At 53.7% G+C, this 12,911-nt stretch carries 9 protein-coding genes and 1 pseudogene; 8 read left to right on the forward strand and 2 right to left on the reverse strand.

Annotation, left to right across the window (positions count from 1 at the left end; all coding sequences use genetic code 11):
- Positions 1-34: 34 nt before the first annotated feature.
- Both purB and IPP75_01885 read right to left on the reverse strand, forming a co-directional pair.
- Positions 35-1,420, reverse strand: coding sequence for an adenylosuccinate lyase (gene purB, locus IPP75_01880; protein ID QQS69867.1), 1,386 nt, complete (start codon positions 1,418-1,420; stop codon positions 35-37).
- Between the two features lie 133 nt (positions 1,421-1,553).
- Positions 1,554-2,507 carry a phosphoribosylaminoimidazolesuccinocarboxamide synthase gene (locus tag IPP75_01885; GenBank protein QQS69868.1) on the reverse strand — a complete coding sequence of 318 codons (954 nt, stop codon included), beginning with the start codon at positions 2,505-2,507 and terminating at the stop codon, positions 1,554-1,556.
- A 538-nt stretch (positions 2,508-3,045) separates the two neighbouring features.
- On the opposite strand from IPP75_01885, the gene purK reads away from it, so the two are divergent.
- From purK to IPP75_01925, 8 genes and pseudogenes are all read left to right on the forward strand, one after another.
- Positions 3,046-4,191, forward strand: a complete 1,146-nt coding sequence (purK, locus tag IPP75_01890; GenBank protein QQS69869.1) for a 5-(carboxyamino)imidazole ribonucleotide synthase — start codon at positions 3,046-3,048, stop codon at positions 4,189-4,191.
- A 94-nt stretch (positions 4,192-4,285) separates the two neighbouring features.
- A complete protein-coding gene (locus tag IPP75_01895) occupies positions 4,286-4,951 on the forward strand; it encodes an HAD family hydrolase (GenBank protein ID QQS69870.1) in 666 nt (221 codons plus the stop codon).
- Positions 4,948-5,466 (forward strand): 5-(carboxyamino)imidazole ribonucleotide mutase, encoded by a 519-nt coding sequence (purE, locus tag IPP75_01900; protein ID QQS69871.1) that lies wholly within the window; start codon positions 4,948-4,950, stop codon positions 5,464-5,466. Before IPP75_01895 ends, purE begins: the two co-directional genes overlap by 4 nt.
- Positions 5,466-6,572 carry a phosphoribosylformylglycinamidine cyclo-ligase gene (locus IPP75_01905; GenBank protein ID QQS69872.1) on the forward strand — a complete coding sequence of 369 codons (1,107 nt, stop codon included), beginning with the start codon at positions 5,466-5,468 and terminating at the stop codon, positions 6,570-6,572. Before purE ends, IPP75_01905 begins: the two co-directional genes overlap by 1 nt.
- A 145-nt stretch (positions 6,573-6,717) precedes the next feature.
- Positions 6,718-9,744, forward strand: a pseudogene (purL, locus tag IPP75_01910) (phosphoribosylformylglycinamidine synthase).
- Between the two features lie 30 nt (positions 9,745-9,774).
- Complete coding sequence (locus tag IPP75_01915; protein ID QQS70149.1) at positions 9,775-10,767, forward strand: phosphoribosylformylglycinamidine synthase subunit PurQ; 993 nt, start codon at positions 9,775-9,777, stop codon at positions 10,765-10,767.
- Positions 10,734-11,189 (forward strand): four helix bundle protein, encoded by a 456-nt coding sequence (locus IPP75_01920; protein QQS69873.1) that lies wholly within the window; start codon positions 10,734-10,736, stop codon positions 11,187-11,189. The genes IPP75_01915 and IPP75_01920 overlap by 34 nt, the downstream gene beginning before the upstream one ends.
- A 29-nt stretch (positions 11,190-11,218) precedes the next feature.
- Positions 11,219-12,850: a hypothetical protein gene (locus tag IPP75_01925; protein QQS69874.1), complete on the forward strand. Its 1,632-nt coding sequence runs from the start codon at positions 11,219-11,221 to the stop codon at positions 12,848-12,850.
- The last annotated feature ends 61 nt before the right edge of the window (positions 12,851-12,911 follow it).

The following is a 12,911-nucleotide window of genomic DNA, read 5'->3' on the forward strand; positions in this document are numbered from 1 at the left end:
ATAACTCTTCTGAAAGACCCCAAGGGTTATGTAATCAAGCGACTATGAATCCTACCTTAGCACTCGCGAGGCCCGTGTAGTTAGTCTCGGGGGAGCGGATGAGTTCTTTTTCTGAGTCGGTGAATTGAGTCCAGTAGCTAGCGATGCCTTCCGTCTGGGATGCCACTTCGTACAGAGAGAGGTTTCGCTCCATTGCCTCGTGGGCGAGTGCTTTTGAAGCCTCGTGCGCGGTTGTGTGGCCGTATTTTTCGAGCAGCAAATACAGCGGTTCGGCAGCAATGGCACCTTTGGTGAGGTAGAGGTTGCGTTGCATGGCTTCTTCGTCAACCTCAATCTTGCTCATGACGCTTTGTAGCCGTGACGCCATGGCCGCGACACTAGCGAGTGATATCGTGTAGAACCGCGCTGACGACGAATCGGTCAGGTCCCGTTGGTGTTCACTCGATATATTCAGGTTGGCGTTCATCACCTGCGCAGTTACTTGCTTCCACATGCCAATAATGTTTTCGAAATTCCACGGGTTACGCTTGTGCGCCATGGTACTGCTGCCTGTTTGACCTTCTTCAAACTTTTCTCGCACCTCGCCGATTTCGCTGCGCTGGAGGTTACGCATATCGTGCGAAAGGTTCGCCATAACCCCCGCAGTAATTGCCAGCTCGTCCAATAGCCGTATATAGCCCTCGGCAGGTACAATTTGCGTTGCGGCCGGAGCCGGTTCCAGTCCCACATAGCCAAGCACTGTTTTTTCAAATGCCAGCGGGTCATCTACAAACACCGAAATAGCATTGTAGGTACCCACTGCACCGGAAAACTTGCCCTTGAGCTCACCGGCCAGCGTTTCGAGATGTGCCATGCTATCGCCCAGCCGTTGCACATAGGTTGCCAGGAAATACCCGAAAGTAATCGGCACGGCGTGTTGGCCATGCGTTCGGCCAATCTGCAAGGTTTCGGCGTAGCGTTCCGCCAGCTCTGCGAGCGTGCTGTGCAATGCCGTGAGGCGGGGGAGTAGTAGCTCGTGCACCGCAGTACGCAGCTGCAAGCTCATGGCCGTTGAGACAATGTCGTACGATGTCGCGCCAAAGTGCACATACGGCTGCGCCGTTTCGGGCAGCTCTTTCTTAATAGTGTTTACAATGGCTTTTACATCGTGACGTGTGGTTTTTTCTTCTTCGGCAACGTCTTCTACCCGAATCTTCCGGCTCGCCGTATCAATCTGCTCGGCCACTTCGCGGCTACATATGCCAAACTCGGCGAGCCCGTAGGCCAGAGCTGCTTCCACATGAGCTTGTGTGAGAATCCGTGTGCGCTCCGAAAGGTAACGGGCAATTTCGGGGTCGTAGTAACGGCCATCGAGTGGGTCAACTGAGTTAAATCGATTGTCTTCACTGGGCAGGTCGAGATTAAGGGGCTGTAGGCTCATGAGCAAACCTCTTCTAGGGAGATTAGCGTGTAGCGTGTGACATGTGGCATTGGTGTAGCGTGTGACATGTAGCCATGGTGACACGTGACAGGGCAATCCAATGTCACAGGTGACAGGATTATGGGTAATCTACTCATTTTTCCTCCAATGCGTGGCGCATATTAGTTTCAATCCGTTTTTCTATATCAGTTGTATCTGGTCTTTCAAAAGTTTGGCCAGTCAGTTTTTCGTACACGTACACGTAGCGGCGTTCTAACTCGGTAATAATGTCTGCTGGCACACTCGGCGCTTCATTTTCTGCATAGGGGTCAAAACGCTCCTTGAACCACAACCGCATATACTCTTTGTCGTAATTTTCGGGCTCTTCACCAGCTGCTATGCGCTGTTCATAGGACTCGCCCAGCCAGTAACGCGAAGAATCCTGCGTATGAATTTCATCTATGAGCACTATCTCACCCTCTGGTGTCAGCCCAAACTCATACTTGGTGTCCACCAGCAGTAGCCCTGCCGCTTCGGCCTTTTCCTGTCCATATGCAAACAGCTTGAGTGCTATGTCGCTCACGCGTTCCCAGACTTCATCCTTCAAAAGCCCCTCGGTAATAGCCTCAGCTGGTGTGAGGTTTCGGTCGTGAACTTCAAACTTGGTTGTGGGAGTAAGAACAGGCTGGGGCAGTTTGTCATTCTTTTTTAGCCCATCTGGCAAGTGAAAGGTGCCGTAATCGCGCTGACCTTCCGAGTACGTGTGCCACAGAGAGGTGTTTGTGACCCCGGTAATGTAGCCGCGCACCACCATTTCGAGCGGGATGACTTCGTACTTTTTGCAGTACGCCACATTTGGGTCGGGGCACGAGATAAGATGGTTGGGCACAATGTGTTCGGTTTGGGCAAACCACCACGCGCTGGTTGCGGTAAGCAAAGCTCCCTTGTTCGGTACGAGCGCGAGTATACGGTCAAACGCGCTGTAGCGGTCGCTCGCGACCAACATAAGCCGGTCACCAAAGTCATATACATCACGCACTTTACCGTGGTACACCGCTTGGCATCCCGGCAGCTGAAAATCAGTCCCCTCAAGAATATGTCCACTCATAATTATGTAGTATACAGAAAAATGAGCCGTGAGTCATGAGGTAGGGCAAAGGGCTGAGGGCAAAGGGCAAAGCTGCGGCCGCAGGCCGCTAGCAATTAAGTCGCCGCAGCGATATAACTAGAACAGATGCCGATATGCAGTGAGTGCTCGCTTCGACGCCGTAAGGGATGATTCTTGGGGAACCGGGGATGCATAACGACTGATTTGCCCATGACTGCTTGGTTGCTTGCGCGCGGAAGCTGTTTGAACGAAACGAAGTTGAGTGAGTTCTGCACAAGCCAAACAAGCAAGCAGTCATGGGCAAGTAAGCCGGTCGTTTGCATTATCCCCGGCGGTTTACTCTCATTTTGTCCGTACAAAATGAGCCGCTTGGCAGGTACGGGAACCTGCGTGAAGTGAGGGGGTTGGTGATACTGTGAGATTAAGTAAAAGCACAAAGCCCTAGAAAGGCATGGATCCTGAAACAAGTTCAGGATGACGGTCTGTGGCAACGGTTAGACTATGGGAGTTTTGTGTTACATACGATACAATTATCAGTATGGAACAGGGAGCGGCAAAAAAACCTACCATTGGTATTGTCGGAGGCGGCCAGCTCGGACGGATGCTGACGGAAGCTGCCTTACCACTCGGATTTGATGTGGTGGTGGTTGACCCCGGCCAAAACTGCCCCGCACACCAGGTTGGCGCCGCCGAAATCACGGGCAATCTCTACGACCAAGCTGCCTTACACGAACTGGCGAAACGAAGCGACGTCATAACCGTGGAAATTGAGCATCTCGACACGCTCGTACTAGAGGCACTCGAAAAAGAAGGTGCCGTTATACATCCAGCCCCCGCCACTGTCCGGCTCATACAGGATAAATACCTCCAAAAGGTCTTTTTGCGCGAACATTCCGTCCCGGTTGCCGATTTTACAGAGGTGAATTCCACCCAGGCTGCCGAAAAAGCCCTCGAAGCATTCGGCGGCAAAATGCTCCTCAAAACCCGTCACGGTGCGTACGACGGCCGTGGCAACATGGTCGTGAGCAGCCCGGCAGATATCAAAAAAGCCTTTGAACTATTTGATGGAAAGGCTCTTTACGCCGAACGCTTTGTGCCGTTTGAACGGGAACTGGCCGTCATGGTCGGCCGTAGCACCAGCGGGGATGTGCAGGCCTACCCGGTGGTACAGACAATACACGAGCGAAACATCTGCGTCGAAGTTCTGTCGCCCGCACCAGTTTCAAAGACGGTCGCCCAAAAAACCCACACCCTCGCCGTCACTGTCGCAAACCTCCTCAAAGGTGCCGGCATGTACGGCATAGAGATGTTCCTCACCCCCAGCGGGGAAGTGCTGGTAAACGAAATCGCTCCGCGTGTCCACAATAGCGGCCACCACACCATAGAGGGCAACCGTACCTCACAGTTCGAGCAGCACATTCGCGCTATCACTGGCCTGCCACTCGGCGACGTCAATCTAGCCGCACCGGCAGCGTGCATGGTGAACATCCTCGGCGAACGAAACGGCGAAACTCAGGTGAAAGGCCTCAGTGATGCACTGGCCATCCCAGGTGTACATGTGCACCTGTACGGCAAAAGCCCCACCAAAGTCGACCGCAAAATGGGCCACATCACCGCCACCGCCGACACCCTAGAAACCGCCCGCCAAAACGCCCACGCCGCGCGGAAGGCGCTAGACATATGATTAGCCTCTGTCATTCCCGCGTAGGGGGGAATCCAGAAATAAATAATTACTGGATCCCCGTTCAAGCCGGGGATGACAACAATGAGGGAGCGTTATGATTAAACTCGTTGTCTTCGACTGGAACGGCACAATTCTTGCCGATACAGCAGTAGTAGTCGCAGCAATCAATTTTGGAGAGATGCCTATACTCAAGCATCCTCCCATCACTGTGGCGGATTACCAGAAATTTTACGACGTGCCACTCCGTCATTATTACCAAGCCCTTGGGGTGAGCGACGAAGACCACAAGAAGCACGCCGCAGCGTTAAGCGAAGGGTTCCATAATCATTATGAACAACTTGTTGGAAAGACCAGAACTCGACCCGGCACACGACATGCATTAGGTATATTACATGAAAAAAAAATACAACGCATCATTCTGAGCAACCACATCACAGACCGCATAACCGAGCAACTAGAGCGACTGAAACTGGCTCATCATTTTGAGTATATTTTGGCAAATGAACACAGCGGATTAGTCCATCGAACAGGCAAGCAACACCGGCTCGAAAAGTACTTAGAGGAGCACAACATCTCCGCTACAGATGTTGTGATTGTAGGCGACTCACTTGAAGAAATCAGAATTGCTCATGCACTTGGGACTAAAGTAATTTCGATAACTGGAGGAACTTGTTCCAGAAAGCGTTTGCAAAAAGCCAAACCAGATAGAATCATAAGCTCACTATTTCAACTTAGTAAAGCAATGGAGGAGTTGGCATGAATAATCCTGTGGTCGGTATTATTATGGGCTCAGATAGCGACCTCGACATCATGAGCGAAGCCGCAAAAGTACTCGATGAGTTCGGCGTGACATACGAAGTACGGGTAGTCTCAGCGCATCGCACGCCAGACGTTATGGAAGAGTACGCGGCAACCGCAGCCAAACGAGGGCTCAAGGTTATCATTGCTGGTGCAGGCGGCTCGGCGCACCTGCCAGGTATGACCGCTTCGCACACGGTACTGCCCGTTATTGCCGTGCCAGTAAAGCGCGACCACCACGGCCATGAAGCATTTTGGTCTAGCATAAAAATGCCTCCCGGTGTGCCGCTCGCCACCATGCCCGAAAACGGCGCAAAAAACGGCGCTCTTATGACCATAGAAATCCTCTCTCTGCTAGATACCAACCTCAGCACTCGGTACGCTGCTTTCCGCCAAAAACAACACGACAACGTTATTGCCGCCGACACAGAGGTGCAACAAAAAGGCTGGCAAAGCTACCTGAAGGAGGAGGATTGATGAGCAAGCAAGCACCGACCTATGCACAAACAGGAGTTGACTATAGCGCGATGGATCCAGTGAAGGTCTTGGCGCAAAAATCCGCCGTATCGACCGCTCCAAATCTTCACGCATTTGGCGCGAGTGAAGTCAGTGCCAGCCGGGGCGAATCTGCCTATGTGTGGGAAGAAGGTGACTGCTACCGGGCGCTTGTCATCGAGGGACTCGGCACCAAAAATCTTGTGGCCGATGCCATGCGTAGCGTCACCGGCAAAACATATTACGATGCACTTGCTCAAGACACAGTGGCCATGATTGTAAACGACCTCATTGTTGTCGGTGCGCTGCCACAAGTGGTTAATGCCTATTTCGCCCTCGGCGACGGCGCGTGGATGAACGACCGGGAGCGAGCAAGCGACCTTGTGCGCGGCTGGGCTGCAGCCTGCAACGCCATTGGTGCAACATGGGGCGGCGGCGAAACCCCAGCCCTCAAAGGCATCATTAATCCTGAAACCATCGACCTGGGTGGCTCGGCCGTCGGTATCATCAATCCCAAAGAACGGCTGGTGCTCGGCGACAAACTGGCCGAGGGTGACGCCATTATTTTGGTCGAAAGCAGCGGCATCCACGCAAACGGCATTTCGTTTGTCCGCCACCTGTATGAAAAAAATCCTAAGCTATATGATACAGCACTGCCAAACGGCAAACTATTTGGTGAAGCAATTCTTACGCCCACACACTTGTATGTGCCACTTGTGCGCAGCGTGCTCGAAGCGGGCATCGTGCCGCACTACATGGTCAACGTCACCGGACACGGTTGGCGCAAGCTCATGCGCGCCAACGCAGACTTTACCTATGAGATTACTGAAATAGTACCGACTCAGCCGGAGTTTGCGCTTATGCAAAAAGAATCTGGTGTGGACGACGCCGAAATGTACGGCAACTTCAACATGGGCGTCGGCTTTGCGTTGTTCGTTGCACCCAAACAGGCCGACCAGGTCATTGCGCTCGCAGAAGGCAACGGGCTGAAAGCCATCAGGGGTGGAACAGTCATCCCAGGTGAAAAGCAGGTTGTCATTACACCCAAAAATCTCACTTTCAAATCCGAAACACTGGAGGTGCGGTAGTGAAAAAAGCATGGCCCTCACTGCGCTGTCATGCTGAACTTGTTTCAGTATCCATACGTCGAAATGCATCCTCTGTGGGAACCTATGGATTCCGGGTCAAGCCCGGAATGACAGGGAATAGTAGAGTAACACTGGAGGTGCGGTAGTGAAAACCTACAGTGGTATAAACGCGTTATCCGTTTCTAAAGCACAAAGTTTGCTCAAACGACTGCAAGACGTCGACAAAAATGTGCGCAGCGTAAGCGCCGAGTTTGTACACTTTATTGATACAGACGCTACGCTATCGGCGGCAGACGACGCCAAGCTTCAGCAGCTCCTCACCTACGACACGCCGTTTAGCGGCAACCGCACGGGCAGTGTGTATTTGGTAGTGCCACGCCCAGGCACCATTTCGCCGTGGTCCAGTAAAGCAACCGATATTGCGCACAATGCCGGCCTCACTCACGTACATCGCATTGAGCGCGGCCTCGCGTACTACATAGACTCAGTCGAGTGCGAGAAAATTGCGCCGCTGCTGCACGACCGCATGACCGAAACCGTGCTTAGTTCACTCGAAGCCGCCGAAGCACTGTTCGGTGAGCCACAGCCCAAGCCGCTCATTATTATCGATGTATCGAAGGGCGGCAAAGCGGCACTAGAAAAAGCCAATAGTGAACAAGGCCTTGCCCTCAGCGCCGACGAAATCGATTACCTTGTAGACGCGTACGCTCGTCTTGGCCGCAACCCCAGCGACGCCGAGCTAATGATGTTTGGCCAGGTCAATAGCGAGCACTGCCGCCACAAAGTCTTCAACGCCGACTGGGTAGTAGACGGCCGCAAGCAGCCAAAAAGTTTATTCAAAATGATTCGTAATACCTTTGAGCTAGGCGGGGAAGACGTGCTGTCGGCATACTCAGACAATGCCGCCGTGCTGGCTGGCCCCACCGCTGGCCGATTTTTCCCTGACCCCGAGACACATGTGTACGCTTACACCACCGAACCAATCCACACCGTCATTAAGGTAGAAACACACAATCACCCCACCGCCATTGCGCCGTTCCCTGGTGCAGCCACCGGCACTGGCGGCGAAATCCGTGACGAAGGAGCCACCGGCCGCGGCGCAAAACCCAAGATGGGGCTAGCCGGATTTAGCGTCTCGAACCTTCACCTGCCCGACGCTGCGCAGCCGTGGGAAAAACCATACGGCAAACCCGACCGTATTACCTCACCGCTGGGGATTATGCTAGATGCACCACTGGGCGGCGCTGCCTTTGCCAACGAATTTGGCCGCCCCAACCTCGCTGGTTACTTCCGCACCTACGAACAACACGACGGCCACGAAGTCCGCGGCTATCATAAACCGATTATGATTGCTGGTGGCCTCGGCAACATCCGTGATCAGCACGTTCAAAAGGGCAAGCTCCGCCCAGGTGACAAAATTATCATTCTCGGCGGGCCAGCCATGCTCATCGGCCTCGGCGGCGGTGCAGCCAGCAGTATGCAAACTGGCGCCAGTAGTGCCGACCTCGACTTTGCTAGTGTGCAGCGGGGCAACGGCGAAATGGAACGTCGGGCACAGGAAGTCATCGACGCTTGCTGGGCGAGCGGCGAACAAAACCCCATCGTCATGATTCACGACATTGGCGCTGGCGGCTACTGCAATGCCGTACCAGAACTAGTTCACGATGCTGGACTCGGCGCCCGCGTCGAACTGCGCGACATCGCCAATGCCGATCCTGGCATGTCACCCATGGAAATCTGGTGCAACGAAGCTCAGGAACGCTACGTCATCGGCCTCCGTTCCAAAGATGTTGCCCGTTTTGCAGCCATGTGCGAACGGGAACGCTGCCCGTATACGGTCATTGGCACAGCCGTGGACGAAGACCGCCTCGTTGTACACGACCGCTTGCTCGGTAACAACACCGTCGACCTCCCCATGAGCACCCTCTTTGGTAAACCGCCCAAAATGACCCGCGCGTTCTCCCGCATTACAAAAAAACCAACGTCATTTGATGTGTCATCTATAGATATAGCAGAAGCCGTGCAGCGCGTTTTGCACATGCCCAGTGTAGGAAGTAAAAAATTTCTCATTACCATCGGCGACCGCAGCATTACCGGTCTGGTCGCGCGCGACCAAATGATTGGACCATGGCAGGTTCCAGTCAGTGATGTTGCCGTCACGGCCGCAGCTTTTGATACCACCGCCGGTGAAGCCATGTCCATGGGCGAGCGCGCTCCTATAGCCGTGACGAACGCCCCCGCCTCTGGTCGCATGGCCATTGCCGAAACCATTACTAACATGCTCGCGGCCGACATCAAAAAACTCAGTGACATCAAACTATCCGCCAACTGGATGGCAGCCGTCGGCCACGAGCGCGGCGACGAAGAGTTGTACAATACGGTGCACGCCGTGGGCGAGGGTTTTTGCCCCGCGCTTGGCCTCACCATACCAGTCGGCAAAGACTCTCTGAGCATGCGTTCCACGTGGAGTGAAAACGGCAAAGCAAAGAGCGTCGCCTCACCGCTGTCACTCATCATAACTGGTTTCAGCCCCGTAGGAGACGTTACAAAAACGCTGACCCCTCAACTCGACGTTGGCCAAGATTCGGTACTCATGTTCGTTGACCTTTCCGGCGGGCATGCTCGGCTGGGCGGTTCAGCACTCGCTCAAGCCTACGGCAAAACCGGGGGCGAAACACCCGATGCCGACCCTGAGGCACTAAAAAAATTTTTTGCAGTCTTCACCAAACTAAAAGAGCAGGGCAAAATCCTCGCCTACCACGACCGCTCCGACGGCGGCCTCTTCACCACCCTCTGTGAAATGGCGTTCGCCAGCCGCTGCGGCCTAGACATCGACCTCAGTAGCCTGACAAGGACAGTCCTTGTCAATAAAGGGGGGTCGTTACTTGGGGCGCTGTTTAATGAAGAACTCGGTGCTGTCATCCAGGTGAAAGCGACAGATGAGAAAACCATATCCCAGGCGTTTTCGGGCTCCTGCTTCGTACTCGGCAAGCCAACCAAAGCCCAAGAAATCATTTTCCGTAACGGGTCAGAAGTAGTTTATAAAAATACTCGGGCCCAGCTAGAACAGTGGTGGGCAGAAACCAGTTATCGCATACAAAAATTGCGCGATAATCCAGAATGTGCGGATGAAGAGTACGCTTCGATCGGCGATGACGCCGATCCTGGGCTGACGCCCAGGGTGGAATCTGGAATCTGGAATATGGAATCTGGAATGGCTACAATGGCACAGACTGGAGGCACGCAGGCTTTGAGTGCCAATGAGGTCACGCCAGTGGCCGAACCGCTGCGTAGCGGCGGCGCGAGCGAGCAGCGAGCGGGGGAGTGGAGGCTGGACTCGAGCAAAGCGATGAGTCCACCTCAAGAGGGGCGAGCCCCTCTTAGTCAAACAAAGAAGGAACAACCACGCGTCGCAATCTTCCGCGAACAAGGCGTCAACGGTCAAGTCGAAATGGCTGCCGCTTTCGACCGCGCCGGTTTTACCAGCGTCGATGTTCACCTGAACGATATCATACAGGGCAACGTGACCCTCGCAGACTTTAGCGGTCTGGTTGCTTGCGGCGGGTTTAGTTACGGCGATGTCCTTGGTGCTGGCGGCGGCTGGGCAAAAACCATTTTGCTTGACCCAAAACTGCGCGCCCAGTTCAAGGCGTTTTTTGAACGCCCAGACGCCTTCACTCTCGGCGTTTGCAACGGCTGTCAAATGCTTTCTGAACTGAAAGAACTCATTCCCGGCGCAGAAACCTGGCCGCAGTTCTTGCAAAACCGCAGCGAACGCTTTGAAGCGCGCCTCCCACAGGTGCGACTGAACAAAACGCCGTCAATATTTTTTGCCGGCATGGAGGGTTCTATTTTACCTATTCCGGTGGCACACGGCGAAGGCTATGCGGTGTTTGCAACAGAGGCAGAAAAGCAATCCGCGGTAAAAAGCGGCCTTGTCGCCGCCCAGTACGTAGATGGCCATCACAAGGTCACCGAGGCTTACCCGGCTAACCCCAACGGCTCACCCGAAGGCATCACCGCACTGACCACCCCCGACGGCCGCGCCACCATAATGATGCCACACCCCGAACGCGCCTTCCTGACCCGCCAACTCAGCTGGCACCCTGCCGACTGGGCAGAAGATTCGCCCTGGATGCAGATGTTTGTGAATGCCCGGGAATGGGTCGCGGAGAAAGGGAATCTGGAATCTTGAATCTTGAATCTAGTAAAACAACAATCCGGAATTTTACCGACCTAGATACCTGGAAGCAGGGCCATAGGCTAGTAATTCATATATACAGTGTCACAAAACAATTCCCAATAGATGAGCAGTTTGGTCTTACAAGCCAAATTCGTCGGGCAGCCGTTTCGGTAACGTCAAATATTGCAGAGGGCTTTTCGAGATCATCTTACGGTGATAAAGGCCATTTTTTCACAATTGCTCATGGCTCACTGACTGAAGTGCAAAATCAGCTTTTGATAAGTCGTGATGTTGGCTATCTTTCCCAGGCTGAGTTTGACAAATTAGCCGAACAAACTGTAGTAATACACAAACTACTCAACGGTCTGATAAAATCAACCAAACAAAAACACCACAAAATTCCAAATTCTAGATTCAAGATTCATAATTCATAATTCAAGATTCAATTAGACAAGGAGTAAAAATGTCCATCGACCACCTACTAAAAACAAATAACAATGCACTACTATCCGTCTACGATAAAACAGGCATTGCCGAGTTTGCGAAAGGCCTACACGAACTAGGCTGGAATATCATTTCGTCTGGCGGCACCGCAAAAGTGGTAGCCGAGGCTGGCGTGCCGGTAACGGACGTCGCTGAGTTGGTGGGCGGGGAGGCCATATTGGGCCACCGCGTGGTAACGCTCTCGCGTGAAGTACACAGCGGACTGTTGGCAGACGCCGACAAGCCGGAAGATTTGACCGAGCTGAAAGAACGCGGTATACCACTCATTGACCTCGTGGCAGTAGATATGTACCCACTGGAGAAAGAAATTGCCAGCGGCAACGCCACGCTCGCAAGCGTCATAGAAAAGACTGACATAGGCGGCCCAACTATGCTACGAGCTGGCGCTAAAGCACGTCGGATTGTGCTGTCGCGTGCCAGCCAACGAAGTGAAGTGCTCCAATGGTTAACAGATGGAAAACCAGACGAAAAAGCCTTCCGAGACAAACTATGCGCCGTCGCCGAGTACGAGTGCGCCCGCTACATCCTCATCAGCGCCAAGTACCACGGCGGCGAAGACGTGGCTGGCTGGATAGGCCAGCGGGTCGCTCCCACCAAATACGGCGAAAACCCGTGGCAAACCCCTGCGGGGCTGTATGCCGACAACCGCGTCGCTGCCGACCCGCTCGGACTCGACCAGTTTACACACCAAAAAGGCTGGGAACTGAGCTACATAAACGAAACTGACATGCACCGTTTGCTGCAAACACTCACGCACGTTGCCGCTGGCTTCGAAGTGAATTTTGGTAAAGTTCCAAGCGTTGCGGTGGGCGTTAAGCACGGTAATGCCTGCGGCGCTGGCGTAGCAGACACAGCAGTGGAAGCCGTGCAGAAGATGCTGGAGGGCGATGAGATTGCTATATTTGGCGGCGTGGTCATGATAAATGGCCCGATTGATACCGACGTCGCGGCCGCACTCATGACACACCACATGCCCGAAGGCAAAAACCGCTTGCTCGACGGCGTCGTGGGAAGCGAAGTCACACCCGAAGCCATGGAAATCCTTTCTCGCGCCAAACTCCGCATCGTCACCAACCCGGCGTTGGCAAACCTTAGCAAAGACACTCTAGAAACAGCGCCAATACTCCGAAACGTTCGTGGTGGCATGCTTGTGCAGCCCAACTACACCTTTGTAGTCGACTATAGCGCCGACTACATGGAACAACACGGCGACCTAAGCGAACAGGCCAAAAAAGACATGCTGCTCGCCTGGGCAGTTGGCAGCACCAGCAATAGCAACACCATTTGCATAGTGAAAGATGGCCGCATGCTCGGCAACGGCGTCGGCCAGCAAGACAGGGTCGGAGCAGCCAAACTTGCCGTCACCCGTGCAACTTCACGCGACCACGATGTCACCGGCGCAGCTGCCTACAGCGACAGCTTTTTCCCATTCCCCGACGGCCCGCTTGTGTTGGCAGACGCCGGTATCACGGCCATACTTACCAGCAGCGGTTCAGTGAAAGACCCAGAAGTCGTGGAAACCCTGGCCAAAAAGAACGTCACCGTCATGATGCTCCCCGACAAAACCGGCCGCGGCTTCTTCGGCCACTAAGTCATTCGTATATCATCGTAAATTTGCAGTGACTATATTATTTAGTCTATACTTTCTATAT

The organism is Candidatus Saccharibacteria bacterium (assembly GCA_016700375.1).
Taxonomy (GTDB): Bacteria; Patescibacteriota; Saccharimonadia; order Saccharimonadales; family UBA4665; genus JAGXIT01.